Below are 21,035 nucleotides of genomic sequence, written 5' to 3'. Positions count from 1 at the left end.
TCGGTCGCCGTCCGGCCGGCCCCGGAAAGGGCCCCACCCCGGGTGGTCCGGGGCGGGGCCCTTCCTTTCTGCGCTGTGCGTTCGGGCTACTCCTCGGCGGTGCGGCGGCGGCGCGTCCACCAGACCAGGGCGGCGCCGACGGCGGCGATCGCGGCGGCGATGCCGGAGATCAGGCCGATCGGGGTGTCCGCTCCGGTGTCGGCGAGGCCGCCGTCCGGGTCCGGCCGGTTCGCCGGCGGTGTCGCGCCCCCGCTGCCGCCGCCGTCACCGGTGCCGGGCCCGGTCGGGTCCGGGGCCGGCGAGGTGGGCGGCCCGGTCGGGCCGGTCGGCGTCGGCGCGGGGTCGGTCGGCGTCGGGCCGGTCGGGGTCGGCTTCGGGTCGGTCGGTGTCGGTGTCGGGGCGGGCTGTCCGCCGTCCGTCAGAGCGGCGCCGTTGCCTCCCAGGAACGCGGTGTCGCTGTCGCGGGCGGAGGTCTCCGTGCGCACGGAGTCCTTCGTCGTGCGCGGCAGTTCACGGTGCTGGCCGGTGAACTCGACGCCGGTGATGTTCCGCTGCGGCACCTTCGCGAAGTCGACGCCGCCGACGAAGAACGTGTAGATCCGGCCGTCGCCGAGGGGCCACTCGTAGGTGAAGTCGCCCTTGGTGAAGGACTTCACCATCTCCTGCCACACGGTCCGCTTGTCCCAGTCGGCGTTCTCCCCGCGCAGCGGCCACCGGCTCAGGTCGTTGCTGTCGATGAGGGGGCGGAAGTCGGTCTCCTTCTTCGCGTCCTGCCGGCGGATCCACTCGGCCGCGACGCGGGACTTGAAGACGCGGCGCAGGTCGGCGTACTTGGGTTCGGTGTTGACCTGCTTCTCGACGTGCGGCACGAGGTACTGGGTGATCAGCCGGTGGCTGCGCTCCTTCTCCTCCTTGCTCAGCCTCTTCGAGCAGTCCTCTCCCTCCACGGGGGTGGAGAAGTCCATCGCCGCGTGGTTGACCTCCAGCGGGGCGTCGAGGATGTAGATCCCGCCGTCCTGTTCGCGGACCTTCGCCCGGCCGGGAACGATCCAGTTGCGTCCCGTGCCCCAGCACGGCACCCCGTCGACCTTGGGTGCGGCGTCCATGAACTCCTTGCCCGGGGACTTCTTCGGGTCCATCGCGCGGGAGAAGTCGCGCTTCATCTCCATGTCGGCCACGAGGAGCACACGGCCGGCGTCGGTCTCGCCGAACGCCTTGTCCATGATGGTGTCGGGCTGGTCCGGGTTGAGGTTCACCCACTGCCGGTCCGGGGTGAGCGCCAGCCATGTGAACAGCGCGTCGGACGCCAGTTCGATCTTCGTCTGGCCTCCCCACCCGGGGTTCTCGTCCTCGTCGGGCATGAGGTCGGCCTTCAGGGAGTAGTCCAGCGCCTTGCCCTTGACCGGGTTGCCGACGTACTGGAGCTCCAGGGTGGAGAAGTCCACCCCTCCCGGGCCGCGGCCGAGCGCGGACCGGGCGTTGTCCGCCAGGTACTGGTTCTGCAACTGCCGGGCCTGGGCCGGGCTCCGTCCCGAGCCGTAGGCGAGCGAGGCGCCCGGGCCCTGGGTGCCGCGGTTCGGCAGCGGGTTGAACACGTCGTACGTCTTCGTGTACTTCGTCTGCGGCCACAGGCCCTTGGCGGTCGCCCGGCGCTCCGCGATCCGGATGGGGTTGTTCCCCGTCCCCCGCTCCGTCCGGAGCTTCTCGTTCTCGGCCTTGTAGTCGCGGAGGGTGGCCCCGTTCGGCTTCTCCGACGTGAACATCGTCAGACGGTGCCGGGTGAAGTCGTGCGTCGGGTCCTTGTGCCGCAGGATGATCCGGTCGGCCCGCAGCTGGCCCGGCTTGCGCTTCCCGTCGGACTTGAACTCCCCCAGCTCACCGGTGCGCTGGTTGTAGGAGTCGTACCGCCGGGAGGCGATCTTCCGGCCGTCCTTGTCGAAGATCTCGATCGTGACCTCGCACAGCCAGTCGGGGCCGACCATGTTGAAGTCCTGGACCGCCTTGACCTCGAACACGCCCCCCTTCTGCTTGCTGACCTGTGCGCTGATGAGGTTGACCTTCCAGCTGCCGAACGGCTTGGGACTGTTCGACTCGCTCCGGTGCCGCTTGTAGCGGGAGTAGATGGCCTTGCGCATGTCCTCCGGGTCCCTGGAGGACGCGTACGCCCTGTCCCACTTGTCGATGTCCGCAGGGCTGCCGGTCACCTGCCCCAGCTCGGCCGCCGTGGGCGCGGGGACGTTCTCGAAGCCCTTGTAGGAGTTGTTGTAGTAGTACTCCTCGTCCGGCCCGGACCTCGTCCAGTGGTGCTGACCCGTGGGTGCGCCCGAGTTGTTCGGCGTACGCGGGACGGTCCTCTTCAGGTGCGTCTGGTCGCACCGCTTGCCGCCGGTGATCTTCGCGTAGTCCCCGGGTGCGGCCGATGCCACGGACGGCAGGCCGACCAGCAGCACCGCCGCCGAGGAGACGACCGCCAGCGCGGCAGTCAAGCGCCTCTTCAGGCGCTGTCGTATCGATGTGCTCACGTACTGTCCCTGGTCGTGGGGGCCACGGGACTCATGACTGCGAGGGCAGGCCGGACAAGGGCCCCCGTGGCGTGTCCGCTCCTGCCGACCCACCACACTAGGGCCGCCAACTACCCGCAGGACACGCGTTGTTGACGTGGCGTGTGATGACTCCGCGAAGATCCTGCGCAGGTCACGAGGCCGTTCGGTAGGTTCGGGACATGACCACACCCCACCCCGGCTACGACTCCACCCGCCACCCCGACCTCCTGGCCTGGCTCGCCGAACGCCAGGTCGCCTTCGGGGACTGGGCGCGGGAAGCCGGCGGCGACGCCGACCGGTTCGACTTCTCCGACGCCTCCCTCGACGCCCTGGAAGAACGGGTCAGGGAGACGTTCGCCGCACCGGAGGAGATCACCGCGCGGCGCCGCTCCCCCTTCGTCCAGGGTGCCGTGTGGTACATCGGCGAGACCCTGCGCCGACGGCGCGAGGGCTGGGTGTGGAAGTTCGAACCGGACGTCGACTTCGGCCTGCTCCCGGCCTTCTATCCGGCGGTCCCGGACCCCGCGTACCTGGACACGCCCTGCGTCGGCGCACCCGGCGCCGAGCCGGGCGAGCACTGGTACCCGCTGAACACGCTCCGCCGTCTCCTGGTCACCGAGGACGAGTTCGACAACCCGGTCGACGAAGGGCTCGTCGGCATGATCGAGGGCTGGTACGAGGAGGAAGAGGAGGAGGACGAGTGACGGGCGCCCACGGCGCAGGCGTCAGGCCGTGTCCGCGGACGCGGACGGGGGCAGCAGCGTGACGGTGTAGCCGTCGGCGGCGTCCGTCCACGGCACGCTCACCGAGGCCGAGTCGTCCCTCACGGGCAGGATCCGGTCGGAGACCGTCACCGGCCCCGCCACCGGGCCGCCGCCGTTGTACGGGATGCGCCGGACGATCGCCCGCACCCGGCCGTGCTCCACCACCGAGGTGGTGTCGAGACGGTGGAGGGCGACGGTGATCTCGCCGGTGCCGCCGTCGCTGCCCAGCAGGATCTTCGCGTGGCGCGCGGCGTCGTCCTTCGTCGCCACCCCGTCGGTGTGCGTACCGGGCGTGAGGTCCACGACGACGCCGGTCTGCGAGCCGTAGTACCGGTACAGGAACCACTCGCCCAGGGGCAGATACCGCCCGCCGGTCCGGGTGAGCAGGTGGGCGGCGCCGTCGTGCAGGTCGGCGCCCCAGGCCCAGTTGGCGCGCATGCCGTCCGCCCCGGCGCGCTCCAGACGGGCGATGTACCAGCCGCCGCGGCCGGGGTTCTGCTCGGCGTCGGCGGCGTACTCGTTCACCTGGAAGGGGCGGCTCGTGGCCATCGACCGTGCCGCCAGCCGGGAGCGGACGGCGGCGGCGTCGGCGACCGGGTCACCGGGCAGGTCGTGCCAGCTGTAGACGTCGGGTGCGACGTCGTGGGCCTTCACGTGGTCGAGGTACGTGTCCCACCAGGGGCCGCCCCGGTCGGCGGAGGGCCGGCCGGCCGTGCTGGCACCGACGATGACGGCGCCCGGGAGGGCGGCCCGGATCCGCCGGTGGGCCCGCGTCCACATCTCCAGGTACTGGGCCTGCGGCCGGTCCCAGAAGGAGGGGTGGTCGGGCTCGTTCCAGATGTCCCACTGGAGGTCGGTCAGACCGGCCGCCTTCGCGTCGGCGAGCAGCCGGTCGTAGAAGGCGTCGAAGCGGGACCAGTCGCCGTCGTCACCGGGGAGGGTGGGCGAGGTGGTCCCGTCGGCGCCCCACAGGTCGTGCGGGAGGACGACGAAGGTGCCGCCCAGCGCCTTGGTGCTCCGGTACTGGGCGAGGGTGGAGTTCCACCGGCGGTCGTACGTGCCGGCGACCCAGCCTCCCGGGCTGTCCAGTTGGGCGCCGCCGGCCCGCATGAACGTCCACTTGATGTCCCTGTAGAAGTGCTCCGGGGGCAGGGAGCCGTCCTCGGCCATCCCGTAGAGGGTGCCCGAGGCACGGTACGCGGGGGCGCCCTTGGCGACGGAGAAGTCGACGGTGACGGTGCCGGACGACGTCATGCTGCGGCTCCTGGCGTGGACGGAGAAGGGGAGGACCTCGTACGGCCCGCGGTCGTCAGAGGTCCGGTGTGAGGCCGCGCTCGCGCAGCCAGGACAGCTGGACCGGCGGGTTGGAGCCGTATCCGCCGCCGTGGTCGCCGAAGGGCCAGACGGTCATGGTGCGGTCCTCGCCCCCGTAGTGGTTGTAGGCGGCGTAGACCGTGGAGGGCGGGCAGACGGGGTCCATCAGGGCGACGCTGAACAGCGCGGGCGCGGTGGCCCGCTGGGCGAAGTGGACGCCGTCGAAGTAGTCGAGGGTGGCGAGGGTCCGCTCGACGCGGCCGCGGCTGTGCCAGCGCAGGTACTCGGCGATCTCCGGGTACGGGCCGTCGCCGGCGATCTGCACGGCGCGGCGGAAGTGGCACAGGAAGGGGACGTCCGGCAGGGCCGCCGCCACCCGGTCTCCCGCGAGCGCGGCGACGGCGAGGGTCAGGCCGCCTCCCTGGCTGCCTCCGGTCAGCACGATCCCGCTCGGGTCGAGCCCGGGCAGCCCGGCGACGGCGTCCACGGCGCGTACGCAGTCGGTGATCAGCCGCCGGTAGTAGTAGTGCTCGGGGGAGTCGATGCCCCGGGTCATGAAGCCCCCGGCCCACTGCGTGCCGTCGCCGGTCGTCCGGTCCGGGGTGTCGTGGCCCTGGCCCCGGCTGTCGACGACGAGCTGGGCGTAGCCGGCGGCGGACCAGAACAGGTGGTCGGTGGGCAGTCCGCGGCCGCCGCTGTAGCCGATGTACGTGACGACGACCGGCAGCGGTCCCTCCGCGCCGCGCGGACGCAGCAGCCAGGCGGCCACCGGTTCGCCGTTCCAGCCGGGGAAGCGCACGTCGTCGACGTCGACGGTGTGCAGCAGGTGCGCGGAGGTGACGCGCTCGGTCTTGACGGTCCCGTCGTAGGACCGGGCTTCGGCGAGGGTGCGGCGCCAGAAGGCGTCGAAGTCGTGCGGAGCGGTCGGCTGCGGCCGATAGCCGACGAGCTCGTCGGTCCCGAGGTCGGTGAGCGGCATGGGGTTTCCTCCGGTCGGAGTGTGGACGGGGTGAGGGCGTGCGAGGGGCATCGGGGCCACGTGCCGCGCGGGTCCGGGCACGGCTGGGCGGGGGGGCGGCCCGCCCTCCCCCACGTCGGACGGGCCGCCGGTTCACGGGCGGGCGCGAGCGGTCAGCCGGCGCTGCCGGGGCGGCCGAAGCGGAAGGCGGAGAGGCGGACGGCACCGTGCAGGGTCAGGCGCAGGTCGTGGACGCCTCGGGGCGGGGCGTCCAGCGCGCCCGCGACGGTCCGCCACGCGTGGCGGTCGCCGGTGACGGGGATGTCGAGCTCGGCCAGCACCCGGTCGCCCGCCCGGACGACCAGCCGCGCCTCGCCGGGTCCGGCGTGCTCGCGGGCGGTCTCGGCCTCGACGCGGACGGCGCCGGAGAGGTCGACGGCGCGGAAGAGAAGCGTCCCGGGACGCGCGGGGTCGGTGGGCGTGACCGCGTCGCCGTCGGTTCGCGTGGCGTCGACGAGGGTGACGTCCGCGCAGTCGTCGAAGTCGACGGCCAGGGTGCGCCGTTCCACGACGGCCCGGGGCGCGGGGGCCGGCCCGGTGATCGTCAGCGGCGCGGTGAGGACCGGGAGGTCGGCGGAGCGGGCGACGATGATCTCGTAGGCGCCGGGATCGACGGTGAAGGCGGAGGTGGCGACGTCCCAGTGGGCGAGCCGTTCGGCGGGCAGGCGGAACGCCACCTCGCCGCTCTCCCCCGGTTCCAGGCGCACCTTCCGGAAGTCGGCCAGGCGGAGCCCGGGCGCCTCGTGACGGGCGTCCAGCGCCCGGACGTAGAGCTGCACCACCTCGCTGCCGGACCGGGCACCGCTGTTGGTCAGGGTCACCGTGACGTCGACCGCGCCGTCCCGGCCGGTCGAGGAGCGCGACAGCCGCAGGTCGCGGTAGGTGACGTCGGTGTACGACAGGCCGTGGCCGAAGGCGTAGAGAGGCGCCGGCCGGTGGTACTGGTAGGTCCAGCCGGCCGTGATGATGTCGTAGTCGAGCGGGGCCGGCAGCGGGTCGTCGCCGCGGTACCAGGTCTGCGGGAGGCGTCCGGCGGGTTCGGCCTCGCCCAGCAGCACGGCGGCCAGCGCGTGGCCCGTCTCCTGCCCGCCGTGGGAGGTCCACACCACGGCGGGCAGGTGCGCGTCGGCCCAGTCGACGGCGTACGGGTAGCTGCTCATCACGACGAGCGCCGTCTCCGGGCGCACGGCCGCGACCGTGCGGAGCAGCTCCTCCTGCCCCGAGGGCAGTGCGATGTCCGCGCGGTCCTCGGTCTCCCGGCCGTTGATCATGGGGTGGTTGCCGAGGACGACGACCGCCGCGTCGGCGGCCTCGGCGGCCGCCCGGGCCTCGGCCCCGCCGTCGTGCAGCAGTTCGCGTGCCCAGCGTTCGGCGGCGTCCGGGGCGTCGGCGGTCAGGGTGACGCCGCCGTCGGCCGGATCGACGGCGGCGTAGCGGCCGGTGAACACGGACCGCAGCAACACGGTGTCCTCCCCGGCCGGTTCGAGCCGGAAGGTCTCCTTGACGAACCAGTTCTTGAGCACGTCCTGGTCGGCCGCCACGGTGGCGTCGTCCTTGAGCGTCAGGTAGTGGCCGGTGCCGGAGGCGCGGAGGGTCAGCGCGCCGCGCCCCCAGTCGGTCACGTCGAAGGCGGTCTTGCCGAGGAGTTCGCCGGTGGTGCGGGAGCGCAGCGCGATGCGGTCGGCGCCCTCCACCCGGACCACCGCGCCGCCGTGGGCGCCGAGGGCGGCGGCGAGGCCGTCGGCGACGGTCACCTGGTAGGGCATGGTGCCGCTGTACCAGTCCTCGCACAGCGTGTCGGCGAGGGGGCCGATGACGGCGATCCGTGGCGTTCCGGCGGGGTCGAGCGGGAGAAGGCCGTCGTTCTTGAGCAGCACCACCGACTCGGTCGCCGCGTGCCGGGCCAGGGCGCGGTGCTCGGGGCAGTCGATCACCTCCGGTCCGATCCCGGCGTACGGGTCGAGGTCCGGGTCGAACTCGCCGAGGCGGAAGCGGAGTTCGAGCTGGCGACGCACCGCGCGGTCCACGTCGGCCTGGTCGATCAGGCCGCGCTCCAGCGCCTCGCGCAGCCGGCCGACCGGTGTGGCGCTGTCCTCGTCGTGGTCGGTGAAGCTGTCGATGCCGGCCTTGAGGGCGGCGGCGTGGGACTCGGCGTGGTCGTCGAAGTAGTGTTCCGGGTCGACCAGGTTGGAGGGGGCCTCGGCGTCGCTGACCACGAACAGCTCGTGTCCGGTGGGCCGCGCCCAGCGGCGCAGCTCGGTCTCGATCAGCGGACTGACGTGGCAGGGACGCCCGTTGACGAGGTTGTACGCGGCCATGGCGCCGGTCGCGGCGCCGGAGGCGACGACGGGCCGGAAGGCGGCCAGGTCGTACTCGTGGAGGACGCGCGGGCGCACGCCGGAGGAGGTGGTGCAGCGGTCGTCCTCGTTGTTGTAGGCGAGGAAGTGCTTGAGGACGGGGGCCGTCCGGAGATAGGTCGGGTGGTCGCCGGCCAGGCCCCGGCAGTACGCCTCGCCGAGCCGGGCGGTGTGCACCGGGTCCTCCGAGTAGCCCTCCTCGTTGCGCCCCCAGCGCGGGTCGCGCAGCAGGTTGAGCACGGGCGCCCAGGCCTGCAGGCTGTGGGGGCCGTCGCCGGCGGCGGGCGTCCGGTGGTGGTGGAAGGCCCGCAGCTCGGCCGAGACGGCCTCGGCGACCCGCCGCACCAGGTCCTCGTCCCAGGTGGCGCCGAGGCCGACGGCCTGCGGGAAGACCGTCGCCACCCCCTTCCAGGAGACCCCGTGCAGGGCCTCGCTGCCCGTACGGAAGGCGGCGAGGCCGAGGCGGGGGACGGCCGGCGCGTACTGGTGCAGCATCGCGATCCGCTCCTCGGGCGTGAGCCGTGCGAGCAGGTCGTCGACGCGCTTCTGCAGCGGCAGCGCGGGATCACGGAAATCGGGTCGCTCGGATGCGGACGCGGGCGCGGAACTCACGTGGATACCCCTCGGGCGAGCTGGTTGCGATGGGCGTTCGTCGAAGCGCTTCGACGGTCCCATTCGTCTCCCTTGCCTGTCAATGAGAGGCGCGGAGAAACCCCGGCCCCCACCCCTCCCCTGACTCCTCTGGATGGCCCCTTCGCCCGCGTGCACCGGGTCAAGCGGTTCGACGTCAGGCCCCGGTGCCCTCCCGCACGTCGACGATCCGCTCGAAGAAGAACTCGTGCTTGAGGAAGGAGACGTCGTACTCGTGCCCCGGGTACGGCGGGATCAGTTGCGCGGCCTGGAACAGCCGCCAGCCGTCCCGCAGCGCGGCCACCCCCGACTCGTACGGCGGCTCGTCACCGTCGCCCGTGGTGGGCGAGGTGCGGCCGGTGCCGTCGTAGCGCGACCAGCCCACGACCGGGGAGTCCAGCGCCGAGCCGGCCAGGTACAGCACGAGCACCTGCTGCCGCGGCACCGGGGCGGCGGAGGCGTCGCGGGCGGCCGCCGAGGCGGGCGGGGTCGCTTCGGGCGTCATTCCACCGTCTCCTTCGGGCGGTTGGAGACCCTGGTCACCCAGCGGTCGACGTCGAAGTCGCCGTCGCCGGTCAGCTCCCGCCACAGCAGGATGCGGTTGTACCGCTCCAGCCGGCCGGTCGCTCCCTCGTACCACGGGAACATCACGTCCAGCTCCGCGGTCACCCGCGGGTCGTGCAGGTCCGAGGTGTCCCACAGGCGCCGTTGACGGACCCGGGGATTGAAGCGGATCTTGAACATGTAGCGGCGGACGTCGCTGTCGTTGCGCCGGCCGCCGTGCCAGATTCCGTGGTGCAGAAGCACCACCGTGCCGGCCGGGCAGACCAGCCTGTCCTGGCCCCGGAGGTTCTGGTAGCGGCCGGTGTCCGATTCGTTGGTCCGCCGCAGATGGCTGCCCGGCACACTGAGCGTGCCGCCCATCTCCAGCGTCACGGCCTGCGGGTAGTACATCAGCTGGACGTCGAAGGCGTCCGGCCGGACGTCGATGATGGCGTCCCCGTGCAGTCCCTGAGCTTCGCCGCCGTGCGGCTCGCGGATGTGCACGAAGTGGTGGTCCACCCACGGCTCGGGGCCGACGAGGCTGCGCAGGGCCCCTGCCACCTGCGGCAGTTCGAGCAGCCTGCGGACGAAGGAGCCCTTCGCGTACGCCTCGGACAGCGGCGTCCCGTACGGCACGGGCGGCACCCCGGCCGCCAGGACCGCCAGGCCCTCGGCGTTCATCTCCGCCGGCACCACCGCGTCCAGCTGCAGTGACCCGCGCGCCACGAAGCGCGCCATCCGCACCGAGTTCAGCAGTTCTTGGCTGTTCTCCATGGCGGCCACGCTAGGTCCGGCCGGACCCGTGCCGCGTGGGCCGCGTTCACCCTCCGCTGGTCGATTCTCACCCGCCCGTCCGCCGCGCGCTCCGACGACCGCGCCCCGGGCCCCTGCGTGGTCCGCCGTGGTAGAACACGTGCCCATGCAGACGGTCCTCGCCCCTCTCGACGACCCTCCCGCGCTCGCCGCCGTCGGTATCGGCGTGCACGGTCCGGCCGGCCACGTGGACGTGTTCTCGCTGCCGGACCTGTGGCAGCTCCATCTGTACGGCTACGACGCGGACCTGACGGTCGACGGAACCGAGCACGAGATCCGGCCCGGGCGGGTCAGCCTCGTCCCGCCCGGGACCGAGGTGCGCTACCGCTACCGGGGCCGCTCCGAGCACCTCTACGCCCACCTCCGCCTGGGTGCGGCGGGAACACCCCAGGGAATTCCGGTGATCCAGCCCGCCGGGCCGGAACTCGATCTGCTCTCGGCCCAGTTGCGGCAGGCGCTCGCCGCCTGGCCGCGCACCCCGGCCCGGGCCACCGCCGAGGTGTGGGCCGCGCTGTGGCGGATCGCCCGGCTCGCCCCGCCCCGGGAGCGGAGCGCCCCGGCCGTCCATCCGGCGGTGGCGGCCGCGACGGCCCTGATCGAGGCGAGGCTGGCCGGGTCCCTGACGGTGCCGGAGATCGCGAGGGCGGCCGGCGTCTCCCACAACCACCTGACCCGGCTCTTCCGCGCCGCCACCGGGGAGACCGTCGTCGGCTACATCCGGGCCCGCCGGATGGAACGGGCCCGCCACTTCCTTCGGGCCACCACGCTCTCCATCCCCGCCGTCGCCGCCTCGGTCGGCATCCCCGACCTCCAGGCCTTCAACAAGGCCTGCCGCCGTGAGCTGGGGGCGTCGCCTCGCGGCATCCGCGGCGCCGGTCCCGCCCCGCGCGACGAGGCGGCCCGGTAGACCCCGGTGATCAGCAACCCCGTCCGGCCACGCGCCGCCGTCGACCGCGTGGACGCGTGGGGTCTGGAGGAGGCGTCCTTCGACAGCGAACCGGTCGTCAACGTGCCGATCGCCGACGCCGTCCGGTACGGCGCGCCGCCGATCAGGCTGCGGCTGATCGGCGGCGCGTCCCCGATCTGCGCGGTCTTCGACGGAGACGATCTGGTGCGCGCAGGCCCTCCCCCGGGCCGGTGAGGCGTGCCGCTACGGCGTGACGCCGGGGCCGTCGCCGTGGTCGGGGATGGGAAGGCGTTCGCCGTCTCGGAGGGCGGACCGGTGGGCGATGATGCCGGGGAGGGTGTAGCGGGCGGCGGTCCACGCGTGCAGCGGAGGAGGCGTCCGCGTCGTGACCGCGACGGCGAAGTCGTCGGCGAGGAAGTGGTGACTGCCCTCGTGGCCGTTGGGCGCGTGCGCGAACTCACGCGGGAGCCGGGAGCGGTCGTGGACAGGGGCGGTGCGGGAGGCGAAGGCGTCGCGCAGTTCCGGGGCGACGTGGGAGAGCGCCGGGTCGTCCGGGGTGAGGGTGGGTGCGGCGTGGAGGTGCGCGGTGATGTCGCGCTCGCCCTTCTTGTCCTGCCACAGGCTGACCGAGCCGAGTTGTTCGAGGACCGCCTCCGTGCCGAAGTAGCGGAAGCGGGACTCCTTGCCGATGTATCCGACCCTGCGGAACTCGTTCGTGCGGAAGCTGCCGCCGCCCGCGACCTCGAACAGCGCGGTGGCGTTGGAGAAGTCGTTGTCGAACTGGCTGATCTCGCGGTCGAAGACGCCGTCGCCGCGCTCGTCCGGGACGCCGATCGCCGAGACGCTCACGGCGTGCGTCCGCCAGGCGCCGAGGACTCCGCCGATCGAGTGCGTGGGGTAGAGCAGCGGCGGGTAGCTGGCGGTGGCCTTCCAGTTCGCGCCGCCGCTGTACCTGTACGCGTCGTAGAAGCCCCAGTCCATGTCGTGGACGTAGTCGCCCTCCGCGTAGAAGATCCGGCCGAACGCGCCCGCGGCGATCCGCTCGCGGGCGTAGACGGTCGCCGGGTGGTAGTAGCTCGTCTCGCCCATCATGTAGATCCGGCCGGTCTCCTCGACCGCCGCGATGATGTCCGCGATCTCGGCCTCGGTCACGGCCATCGGGACGGCGCTGTAGACGTCCTTGCCCGCGCGCAACGCCCGTACGGCGAGCGGCCCGTGGGTCCAGCGCTGGGTGAAGAGCGCGACGGCGTCGAGGTCCGAGTCGAGCATGGCGTCGAACGAGGGGAGGGTGCCGGCGAGGTCGTGCTCGGCGACGAGTGTCTCGGCGCGCTCCGGGAGCAGGTCGGTGACCTTGATGTCACCGACGTCCGGGTGCAGGCGCCAGAGGTTGGCGAACGAGCCGGCGAACTGGCCGGCTCCGACGATGCCGAGTGAGAACACGCGAGATCTCCATCAGGGACGGGGGCGTGGATGCGGGCGGATGCCGGTCGCGCGACGGCGCGGGCTCCGGCACTGCTCCCTGACGGTAGGGTCCGAGGACACGGGATGTCTGCGCTGCTTCGAAGAGAGAACTTCTTGGATCCTCAGGGTGCTCTGGTCGACGAACCGTCGTCCCTGCGCGGCTGGTCCGGTCGTCCGACGCTGATGGCGGCGGCGCACCGGCACGACGACCTGGAGATCAACTTCGTGGCCGGCGGCGGGCCGATGCTCTATCTCCACGGCGGCGAGCTCCTCGACGTCGCGGTGGGTGGCCTCGCCGTGTTCTGGGCCGCGATCCCGCATCAGCTGGTGGCGAACAGGGCGACGCGCGTCCACTGGCTGCACGTGCCCTTCGACCGGTTCCTCGCCTGGGGACTGCCCCAGCCGTTCGTCGGCCGCGTGCTCTCGGGCGTGCCGGTGGTCTCGTCCCCGGACCGTGCCGACGCGAGCGATCCGGCGAGGTTCACCCAGTGGGCCGCAGATCTGGCCGCGGGCGACGACGAACTGCACCGCATCGCGATGCTGGAGATCCAGGCGCGCGTCCGGCGCCTGGCGCTCGCCACGGTCGGCGATCCGGTGCGGCGCCACCCCGGTGACGATCCGGCCCTGCGCCAGGCGGTGTCCATGGCGCGGTACATCGCGGACCACTTCCGGGAGCCGATCTCCGTCGCTGACGTCGCCGCGGCGGCGCACGTCCACCCGACCTACGCCATGACACAGTTCCGCAAGGTCGTGCGGACCACGATCGGCGACTACGTGAAGCTGTACCGGCTCGCCGAGGCGCGCCGGCTGCTGGTGACCACCGACCTTCCCGCGAGCCAGGTGGCCGCGGCCGCCGGCTTCGGCTCGGTCAGCCGCTTCTACCGGGTCTTCACCGACGCGTGCGGAACCACCCCGGCGCGGTTCCGGCACGGACGCGGGCTCTGACCCCACCGGGCACGCTCCGGGTCGTTCTTCGGAGTCCCGGAGTCGAAGCGCTTCGCCTGCACGCAGCCCTTGTCTCTCGTGAAATTCGTCCGTTACCTTACGGCTGCGAGTGAAGCGCTTCGACGGCCGTCGCCGCCCGGCCTGCCGGGCACGACCCGGCACCCCCACCCGAGGAACCCGCCCGGCACCGACCCCGAAAGGGCCGCCATGACCAAGGAACCAGGGACCTTCCAGTGGGGACACGAGGCCCTTCGGGTGACGTACGGGCACGGCAAGGCGGGCTTCTCCCTGAACGGGCAGGGCACCTGGTCCAGTTGCGGGCACCTGCCGATGGGCGGCCTGACGGACCGGCGCACCGGGCGCGGCTCTCCGGCCGCCTCCTCGAACTCGACGGGGCGGCCCGCGCCCTGGTCCACGAGGCGATGGCCGTGTACAAGACCATCGGCGCCGACCTGCCGGAGGCCGTACCGTTCAGGCCCCTCGGGCTTCCCGCCTGGGGCGCCCCCTGGATCGCCCTGGCCCTGCGGACGCCCGCCAACCACCTACCTCACCGTCTGGCGCCGCCCGGGAGCCGACGCCGCGGCGACGCTCCGCCTTCCCCACCTGCGGGACACTCCCGCCCGGATCGAGGTGCTCCATCCGTCGGCCGCTCGGCCCGGTTCCGTCCGGCGTCCGGACACCGCCGAGCTGGGTCTGACCCTGCCCACCGCGCCGTCCGCCTTCCTGCTCCGCGTCACTCCCACGGGCCCCGGCGCTCCCTGAGCCGCCCCCGGCCCCACCCCCACCGCGACTCGCTCACGCATCGACGAGAGGACCCCTCGGGTGCCACCCCTGCGTCCCGCCAACCCCGTGATCCCCGGCTTCCACCCCGACCCCAGCGTCTGCCGCGTCGGCGACGACTACTACCTGGCCTGCTCCAGCTTCGAGTACTTCCCCGGCGTTCCCCTCTTCCACAGCCGCGACCTGGTGCACTGGACGCAGATCGGCAACGTCCTGGACCGGCCGGAGCAACTGCGCCTGCCGGTGGACATGCCGTCCTCCGGCGGGATCTACGCCCCCACCCTGCGCCACCACGACGGCCGCTTCTGGTTGGTCGTCACCAACTGCAGCGAGGGCGGCGGCAACCTGATCGTCACGGCCACCGACCCCGCCGGACCGTGGTCGGACCCCGTCCGGGCGCCGGGCGTCCCCGGCATCGATCCGGACCTGGCGTGGGACGAGGACGGCACCTGCTGGTGCACGGTCGCCGGGGTCTCGCAGGTCCGTCTCGACCCGTCCACGGGGCGGACGTCCGGCACACCGCACCGGCTCTGGTCCGGCGGGCCCGGCGCGAAGGCCCCGGAGGCGCCGCACCTGTACCGGATCGGCGCGTACTGGTACCTCCTGATCGCCGAGGGCGGCACCGAGCGCGGCCACGGCGTCTCGATCGCCCGGGGCCGTACGCCCTCCGGCCCGTTCGAGCCGTGCCCGGCCAATCCGGTCCTCACCCACCGCGGCACCGACCACCCCGTCCAGAACACCGGGCACGCGGACCTGGTGCAGGGCCCCGACGGCTCCTGGTGGATGGTGCTGCTCGGCGTCCGGCCCGGCGGCGGCACGCCGGGCTGGCACGTGCTCGGCCGGGAGACCTTCCTGGCTCCGGTGACCTGGGTGGACGGATGGCCGGTCGTCGGCGAGGTGGACCTGGACCTGCCCGAGCTCCCGTGGCCGCTCTCCCCCGGCCCCGTCGAGGAGCGCCGGGACGACTTCGACCTCCCGGCACTGCGCCCGTCCTGGATCTCGCTGCGCGACCGGCCGGCCGAGCACTGCACCACCGAGGAGCGCCCCGGCTGGCTGACCCTCCGCGCGCGGGGACGCTCCCTGGACGAGCCCGACGTGGTGTTCACCGGCCGGCGCCAGCAGCATCTCGCGTGCCGGGCGCGCACGCTGGTCGACGCCGCGGAGGGAGACGGCGGGCTCGCGGTCCGGCTCGACGAGCGGCACCACTACGCGGTCGAGGTGTCCGGCACGGAGGTACGCGCGGTCGCGCGCGTCGGCGCCCTGCGCACGGTCGTGGCGGCACGGACGGTGCACGCCGGGCCGGTGGTCCTCGCCGTCACGATCACGGAATCGGCGACGCCGCACGGACCCCGCACCGGACCCGACGTCGTCACCCTCGGCTTCGAGCGGCCCGACGGCACCTTCACGGAGCTCGCCGCACTCGACGGGCGCTATCTGTCGACCGAGGTCGCCGGCGGCTTCACGGGCCGGGTCATCGGCCTGTACGCCGCGGACGGCACCGTCCGCTTCGACTGGTTCGACTACGAGCCCCTCGACGGCTGAACGCCTCCCTCCTCGCCCCGTCGAAGCGCTTCGATGAAGGATGGACAACGCGTGACGCCGGAGATAAGGTCGCCGTACATGGCAGGCAGGAGCGGTACGCTCACATGATCGAAGCGCTTCATGAGGCTGGGAGAGCTGGATGGTAACCCTCGCCGAGGTCGCCCGGCACGCCGGAGTGTCGGCGAGCACGGTGAGCTATGTCCTCAGCGGCAAGCGGCCCATCTCCGCGGCCACCCGGCTGCAGGTCGAGCAGAGCATCCGCGAGCTGGGGTACCACCCGAACGCGGGCGCGCGGGCACTGGCCAGCAGCAGGTCGAACATCATCGCGCTGATGGTCCCGCTGCGCACCGACATGTACGTGCCGGTGATGATGGAGATCGCCATCGCGGTCGCCACGACGGCCCGGACGCACGGGTACGACGTCCTGCTGCTGACCGGTGAGGAGGGCCCCGAAGCCGTCCGCCGCGTCACCGGCAGCGGGCTCGCCGACGCGATGATCCTCATGGACGTCGAGCTCGACGACGAGCGGCTGCCGCTGCTGCGCGGCACCGACCAGCCGTCCGTGCTGATCGGGCTGCCCGCCGACACCTCGGGACTGACCTGCGTCGACCTCGACTTCCGGGCGACCGGCGCGCTGTGCGTGGACCACCTGGCGAAGCTCGGCCACCGCGACATCGCCGTCATCGGCGAGGCCCCCGCGGTCTACGAGCGGCACACCGGCTTCGCCGAGCGCACCCTCGACGGGCTCCGCGCCCGGGCGCGGGAGTTGGACCTCCGGGTGCTGCACCGGCCGTGCGGCGGTGGCTACGACGCGATCGCCGCCGTCCTCACCCGCATCCTCGACGAGCGCCCGGGCACCTCCGGGTTCGTCGTGCAGAACGAGCAGGCGGTCGAGCCGCTGCTCGCCCTGCTGCGCCGGCAGGGCCGCGCCGTCCCCGAGGACGTGTCGGTGGTCGCGATCTGCCCGGAGCAGGTGGCCGTCCAGGCCTCGGTGCGGCTGACGTCGGTCTCCATCCCGGCGCAGGAGATGGGCCGGCAGGCGGTGGAGCGCCTGGTCGCCAAGATCGAGGGCCGCGCCACCGACGAAGTCTCGCTGATCGCCCCCGAGTTGACGGTGCGGGCGAGCACCGGGACGGCCCCCTGACGCAGGGACCGGCGAGCCGTACCCCGCGCCGGTCGGGGTACGGCTCGCCGAGCGGTTCCGGCCGTCACGGCGTCACGGCCGGAGCACCGCCGCGCCGTAGCGGCCCAGGGTGATCCGGTCGGTGACCGGCGCCCCCGTGAGGAGATCGTGGTGGCTGCCGGGAACGTCGACGGTCACCGGCTCGCGACCGTGGTTGAGCACGAAGAGCGCCTCGCCGCGACGGACGGCCTCGACCTGCTCGGGAAGGCCGTCGAGCACCGGCCGGACGCCCGCCGCGGCGGCGATCCCGGCCAGGAGGTCGCTCAGCGCCTCCGGCTCGGGCAGGGTGGAGACGTACCAGGCCCGGCCCTTGCGCAGGACGGCGGGCAGTCCGTCGAGTTCTCCGCCCTTGTACGGCACGGTCTCGTCGGCGGAGCCGTCGGCCTCCAGCTCCTCCGACCACAGGGACGCCGTGAAGCCCTCGCAGGTGACGGTCTCCCCCGCGTCCAGCGGCCACCACTCGTGCAGGGTGCGGATGCCGAACAGCTCGCGCAGCCGGTGGTCCATGCCGCCGGCGCGGACCCGGTCGTCCTCGTCGGCGACGCCGGTCTGGAAGCCGCAGACGAGGGTGCCGCCCCTGCGGACGTGGGCCACGAGCCCTTCGATCGCCGTGTCGGTGAGGGAGTAGAGCTGCGGCACGACGACGACGGAGTACGGCGTGAGGTCGTGCTCGGGGTGGGCGAAGTCGGTGGTGAGGTGCGCCTGCCAGAGGGCTCGGTGCCAGGCGCGCAGGACGTCCGCGTACTCCACCCGGCCGGACAGGCGGCCGTCCTGGCATCCGGCCCACCACGCGTCCCAGTCGTGCAGGATCGCGACGTCGGCGGTGACGGTCCGGCCGGCCGTCCCGGCGGCGATCCGCTCCAGCTCCGCGCCGAGCTGCCTGACCTCCCGGTACGTCCGGCCCTCCTCCCCGGCATGGCTGACCATGCCGGAGTGGAACTTCTCCGCGCCCTGCCGGGACTGCCGCCACTGGAAGTAGCAGACGGCGTCGGCGCCCCGGGCCACGGCCTGCAGGGACCAGAGCCGGTTGAGCCCGCGGGGCTTGGGGTGGTTCACGCCCCGCCAGTTGACGGGCCCGGCGGCCTGCTCCATGAGCATCCACGGCCCGCGCGCCTGGGAGCGGGTCAGGTCCTGGACGAGGGCGCCGCTCTGGGCGCCCAGCGGGTCGCGCGGATCCGGGTAGAGGTCGACGGAGACCACGTCCTCCTCCTCGGCCCAGCGCCAGCCGTCCTGGCCCGTCCACAGCGGCATGAAGTTGCTGGTGACCGGGATGTCCGGGGTGTGGCGGCGGACGATGTCCCGCTCGGCGACGAAGCACTCCAGGAGCATGTCGGAGGTGAAGCGCCTGAAGTCGAGGACCTGGGTGGGGTTGCGCATGTAGTGGGCCAGGCGGGGTGGCAGGACGCCGTCCCAGGAGTCGTACCCCTGGCTCCAGAAGGCGGTGCCCCAGGCGTCGTTGAGGGCGTCGAGGGTGCCGTACCTCGCGCGCAGCCAGCGGCGGAAGGCCGCCGCGGCCTCGTCGCCGTAGTCGAAGGTGCAGTACTCGTTGTTGATGTGCCACATCGTCAGCGCCGGGTGGCCGGCGTAGCGGGCGGCGAGGTCCTCGGTGACGGCGGCGGCGTAGCGCCGGTAGGTGGCGCTGGAGTGCGAGAAGTGCTGCCGGCCGCCCCACCACTCGGTGCGGCCGTCCTCGGTGACGGGCAGGGTGTCCGGGTGCAGCCGGCCCATCCAGGGCGGGGGCGAGGCGGTCGGGGTGGCGAGGACGACGCCGATGCCGTGGTCGTGCATCAGGTCCATCACCGTGTCGAGCCAGCCGAACTCCCTTGCTCCCGGCGTCGGTTCCAGCGTCGACCAGGAGAAGACGCCGAGGGTCACCGAGTTGACCCCGGCCGCCTTCATCAGCCGGACGTCCTCGTGCCAGGTCTCCTCCGGCCACTGCTCCGGGTTGTAGTCGCCGCCGAAGAGGAGGCGGCCGCGGGTCGCGTCGCTCAGGCCGGGCATCAGACGGGATCCCCGTACTGCACGCCGCGCCCGTTGGTGCCGAGGTAGACCCGGCCGTACACGCGCGGATCGCCGGTGACGACCCGGCCGATCCAGCCCCACTGGTGCTGGTCGTCGTTGATCCGCACCCAGGTCCTCGCCTCGTCGTCGGAGCGGTGGACGGCGTTGGGGCCCCCGGTCGCGCCGACCATGTAGAGCGCCGGGTAGGCGGCGCCCGGGGCGGCCTTGCCGAAGCCCAGGGTGTGCGAGGACCGGCAGCTGTCGACCCGGGTGAAGGTGGCGCCGCCGTCGGTGGAGCGGTACAGCCCGGCCTCCTTCGCGCTCAGCCACAGGTCGCCGGAGCGCCCCGGTGCCGCGGCCAGCTGGAACTGCGCGTCGCCCGAGGGCAGGCCGGTCGCCGCGGCGGTGAAGGTCAGGCCGCGGTCGGTGCTGGCGTGGACCGTGCCGGCGGTGGTGTCGTAGGCGTAGAGGAGCGCCGGGTCCACGGGGTCCGCGACCAGGACGGCGCCCCGAGGGACGGAGGTGGCCTCGGTCCAGGTGGCGCCGTTGTCCGTCGAGCGGTACGCCGGGTGGGCGGTGCCGTTCGAGGACCCGAGGGACCACAGCAGGACGCTGCCGTCGGCGTTGGTGACGATCGGGCCGGGCGCGCCCTTGGCGGCGGACGGCTGGGACGCGAAGGGCGACCAGCTCCGTCCGCCGTCGTTCGACCAGGCGCCGTTGGCGCCTCCGCTCCAGCCGGTGCGCACGACGTACGAGGGCCGGGCCGCGGCCTGGGCGAGTCCCGTGGTCGAACCGAACACGGGATTCGACGCCATGCCGCGCGCGGGGGACGCCGTGAGCGACTCGTGGTACATCACACCGATGTCGCCGTTGCCGCTGATCAGATGGGCCTCCCCGACCGGCGGCGAGACCAGGTGGAGGATGGCGGTCTCCTCCAGGCCACGGATCTGCGGCGCCCAGCGCCGGAGGTCGCGGGTGCCGTACAGGGTCGCGCCGGTGCCGTAGACGACGTGCCGGGAGTCGAACGGGTCGAGGCCGAGGGCCTGGATCCACCAGCCGAACTTGGGCTCGTCCCCGCCCCACTTGAGGTAGGGGGTCTCGGAGACGTCGAAGACGGCCTGGTCCTTCAGGGACGTCCAGGTGCGGCCGCCGTCGGTGGACCGGAAGACGGTGTCGACCTCGGACCAGCGGTTGTTGGTGGACACGACGAGCGTGCCCGGTCGGCGGGCGTCGACGGCGACGCCGCCGTAGCCGAAGGCGTCGGTCCCGCCGTCGCCGGTCACCCCGCCGGGCTTCACGGGGGTGACCTCGGTCCACTTCCCGTTCGCCGTCGACAGCTTGTGCACGCTGCCGTCGGACTGGCCGTTGGGACCGGGGGCGTTGGCGTACGTCACGTACAGCTCGCGGGTGAGGCGGTCGTAGGCGGCGCGGATCGGCACCCGGGCGGCGGTGCCGGCCGGCTGCCCGGGGACGGGCTCCCAGGTCGTGCCGTCGGTCGTGCGGTAGAGGTTGGGGCTGCCGGCGGTGCCGTCGGAGTCGCCCCATCCCGCGTAGACGGTGCGGCCCGCGGCGACCAGGAGGGTGATGCCCTGGCCGGCGGCGCTCGGGGTGGCGGGGAAGGCCGCGGGCTGCCAGGTGGCGCCTCGGTCCGTCGACCTGAGCAGCCCGTCGTGGCGGGTGCCGAGCCACAGCGTGTCGCAGTTCCGCGGGTCGACGAGGAGTCGTTCACCGCATCCGCGCCCGTCCTCGTTGGCTCCGAGCTTCACGGTGAGGTCCGTGCGCCGCCAGGTGGCGCCGCGGTCCTCGGACCGCAGCACGGCGCCGTTGCCGGCCCAGGGCTGGGTGTACGTGCCGAGGGCCAGGTAGAGGCGGTTCCGGTGGGTCGGGTCGACGGCCATGGCCTCGACGCCGAGGAGGTTCCAGTCGTCCCAGCCGAGGTGGTCGGTCAGCGGGATCCAGCGGCCGGTGCGGTCCTCCCAGCGGTAGGCGCCCCCGATGTCGGTCCTGGCGTAGGCGAGCCCTCGTACCGACGGGTGGAACAGCACTCCGCTGATGAAGCCGGTGCCGCCCATGGCGACGGTGCGCCACCGGTAGCCGTTCCCGGCGGCGGGCGCGGGGGCGGCGGCCGCCTGCGCCGGCAGCGCGGGCAGGGAGACGGCCGCGGCGGCGGCAGCGGAACCGGCGAGAACGGAGCGCCGGCTCAGGTGAAACGTGCTCATGACATACCTCGGTCC

The 21,035-nt window shown here is 73.2% G+C and carries 15 protein-coding genes; 6 read left to right on the top strand and 9 right to left on the bottom strand.

What is annotated here, in order from left to right; all coding sequences use genetic code 11:
* Nucleotides 1–86 precede the first annotated feature (86 nt).
* On the bottom strand, nucleotides 87–2,486 hold the full coding sequence (locus tag ABFY03_RS32260) for a hypothetical protein (RefSeq protein ID WP_346171502.1): 2,400 nt from the start codon (nucleotides 2,484–2,486) through the stop codon (nucleotides 87–89).
* Between the two features lie 236 nt (nucleotides 2,487–2,722).
* Between ABFY03_RS32260 and ABFY03_RS32255 the strand changes: the two genes are divergently transcribed.
* Nucleotides 2,723–3,247: a hypothetical protein gene (locus ABFY03_RS32255; RefSeq protein WP_319010531.1), complete on the top strand. Its 525-nt coding sequence runs from the start codon at nucleotides 2,723–2,725 to the stop codon at nucleotides 3,245–3,247.
* Nucleotides 3,248–3,268: 21 nt separating this feature from the next.
* On the opposite strand, the gene ABFY03_RS32250 is transcribed toward ABFY03_RS32255, so the two are convergent.
* The 5 genes from ABFY03_RS32250 to ABFY03_RS32230 form a co-directional block, all read right to left on the bottom strand.
* Entirely contained in the window at nucleotides 3,269–4,561 is a 1,293-nt protein-coding gene (locus tag ABFY03_RS32250) for a beta-xylosidase (protein ID WP_319010530.1), read from the bottom strand.
* A gap of 55 nt (nucleotides 4,562–4,616) precedes the next feature.
* Complete coding sequence (locus ABFY03_RS32245; RefSeq protein WP_319010529.1) at nucleotides 4,617–5,600, bottom strand: acetylxylan esterase; 984 nt, start codon at nucleotides 5,598–5,600, stop codon at nucleotides 4,617–4,619.
* 152 nt (nucleotides 5,601–5,752) lie between these two features.
* A complete protein-coding gene (locus ABFY03_RS32240; RefSeq protein ID WP_346171501.1) occupies nucleotides 5,753–8,608 on the bottom strand; it encodes a glycoside hydrolase family 3 C-terminal domain-containing protein in 2,856 nt (951 codons plus the stop codon).
* A 175-nt stretch (nucleotides 8,609–8,783) separates the two neighbouring features.
* The gene (locus ABFY03_RS32235; RefSeq protein WP_346171500.1) at nucleotides 8,784–9,131 is read right to left on the bottom strand and encodes a hypothetical protein; all 348 of its coding nucleotides are present in this window, start codon (nucleotides 9,129–9,131) and stop codon (nucleotides 8,784–8,786) included.
* Nucleotides 9,128–9,943 (bottom strand): phytanoyl-CoA dioxygenase family protein, encoded by an 816-nt coding sequence (locus tag ABFY03_RS32230; protein WP_346171499.1) that lies wholly within the window; start codon nucleotides 9,941–9,943, stop codon nucleotides 9,128–9,130. The genes ABFY03_RS32235 and ABFY03_RS32230 overlap by 4 nt, the downstream gene beginning before the upstream one ends.
* Nucleotides 9,944–10,088: 145 nt before the next feature.
* Here ABFY03_RS32230 and ABFY03_RS32225 point away from each other — a divergent pair, with 145 nt between their 5' ends.
* Together ABFY03_RS32225 and ABFY03_RS32220 are read left to right on the top strand one after the other, a co-directional pair.
* Nucleotides 10,089–10,889, top strand: coding sequence for a helix-turn-helix transcriptional regulator (locus ABFY03_RS32225; RefSeq protein ID WP_346172335.1), 801 nt, complete (start codon nucleotides 10,089–10,091; stop codon nucleotides 10,887–10,889).
* A 6-nt stretch (nucleotides 10,890–10,895) separates the two neighbouring features.
* Nucleotides 10,896–11,123: a hypothetical protein gene (locus ABFY03_RS32220; protein ID WP_346171498.1), complete on the top strand. Its 228-nt coding sequence runs from the start codon at nucleotides 10,896–10,898 to the stop codon at nucleotides 11,121–11,123.
* 9 nt (nucleotides 11,124–11,132) lie between these two features.
* Here ABFY03_RS32220 and ABFY03_RS32215 read toward each other — a convergent pair whose 3' ends face one another.
* Entirely contained in the window at nucleotides 11,133–12,329 is a 1,197-nt protein-coding gene (locus tag ABFY03_RS32215; RefSeq protein ID WP_346171497.1) for a Gfo/Idh/MocA family protein, read from the bottom strand.
* A gap of 135 nt (nucleotides 12,330–12,464) precedes the next feature.
* Here ABFY03_RS32215 and ABFY03_RS32210 point away from each other — a divergent pair, with 135 nt between their 5' ends.
* From ABFY03_RS32210 to ABFY03_RS32200, 3 genes are all read left to right on the top strand, one after another.
* Nucleotides 12,465–13,295 (top strand): helix-turn-helix domain-containing protein, encoded by an 831-nt coding sequence (locus ABFY03_RS32210; protein WP_346171496.1) that lies wholly within the window; start codon nucleotides 12,465–12,467, stop codon nucleotides 13,293–13,295.
* A gap of 822 nt (nucleotides 13,296–14,117) precedes the next feature.
* A complete protein-coding gene (locus ABFY03_RS32205) occupies nucleotides 14,118–15,617 on the top strand; it encodes a glycoside hydrolase family 43 protein (protein ID WP_346171495.1) in 1,500 nt (499 codons plus the stop codon).
* Between the two features lie 139 nt (nucleotides 15,618–15,756).
* Nucleotides 15,757–16,761, top strand: coding sequence for a LacI family DNA-binding transcriptional regulator (locus ABFY03_RS32200; protein WP_319010520.1), 1,005 nt, complete (start codon nucleotides 15,757–15,759; stop codon nucleotides 16,759–16,761).
* 72 nt (nucleotides 16,762–16,833) lie between these two features.
* On the opposite strand, the gene ABFY03_RS32195 is transcribed toward ABFY03_RS32200, so the two are convergent.
* Together ABFY03_RS32195 and ABFY03_RS32190 are read right to left on the bottom strand one after the other, a co-directional pair.
* Nucleotides 16,834–18,801: a beta-galactosidase gene (locus ABFY03_RS32195; RefSeq protein WP_346171494.1), complete on the bottom strand. Its 1,968-nt coding sequence runs from the start codon at nucleotides 18,799–18,801 to the stop codon at nucleotides 16,834–16,836.
* Nucleotides 18,801–21,020, bottom strand: a complete 2,220-nt coding sequence (locus ABFY03_RS32190) for a 1,4-beta-glucanase (RefSeq protein ID WP_346171493.1) — start codon at nucleotides 21,018–21,020, stop codon at nucleotides 18,801–18,803. Before ABFY03_RS32190 ends, ABFY03_RS32195 begins: the two co-directional genes overlap by 1 nt.
* Nucleotides 21,021–21,035: the final 15 nt, after the last annotated feature.

It is taken from the genome of Streptomyces roseofulvus, from assembly GCF_039534915.1.
GTDB lineage: Bacteria > Actinomycetota > Actinomycetes > Streptomycetales > Streptomycetaceae > Streptomyces > Streptomyces roseofulvus.
This window is presented reverse-complemented; position numbering and strand designations above follow the sequence as displayed.

Bases quoted from the DNA above. Each gene is read 5' to 3' on its own strand.
- ABFY03_RS32195 (WP_346171494.1), bottom strand. From the start codon at position 18,801: ATGCCCGGCCTGAGCGACGCGACCCGCGGCCGCCTCCTCTTCGGCGGC.
- ABFY03_RS32255 (WP_319010531.1), top strand. From the start codon at position 2,723: ATGACCACACCCCACCCCGGCTACGACTCCACCCGCCACCCCGACCTC.
- ABFY03_RS32245 (WP_319010529.1), bottom strand. From the start codon at position 5,600: ATGCCGCTCACCGACCTCGGGACCGACGAGCTCGTCGGCTATCGGCCG.
- ABFY03_RS32190 (WP_346171493.1), bottom strand. From the start codon at position 21,020: ATGAGCACGTTTCACCTGAGCCGGCGCTCCGTTCTCGCCGGTTCCGCT.
- ABFY03_RS32235 (WP_346171500.1), bottom strand. From the start codon at position 9,131: ATGACGCCCGAAGCGACCCCGCCCGCCTCGGCGGCCGCCCGCGACGCC.
- ABFY03_RS32230 (WP_346171499.1), bottom strand. From the start codon at position 9,943: ATGGAGAACAGCCAAGAACTGCTGAACTCGGTGCGGATGGCGCGCTTC.
- ABFY03_RS32250 (WP_319010530.1), bottom strand. From the start codon at position 4,561: ATGACGTCGTCCGGCACCGTCACCGTCGACTTCTCCGTCGCCAAGGGC.
- ABFY03_RS32225 (WP_346172335.1), top strand. From the start codon at position 10,089: ATGCAGACGGTCCTCGCCCCTCTCGACGACCCTCCCGCGCTCGCCGCC.
- ABFY03_RS32200 (WP_319010520.1), top strand. From the start codon at position 15,757: ATGGTAACCCTCGCCGAGGTCGCCCGGCACGCCGGAGTGTCGGCGAGC.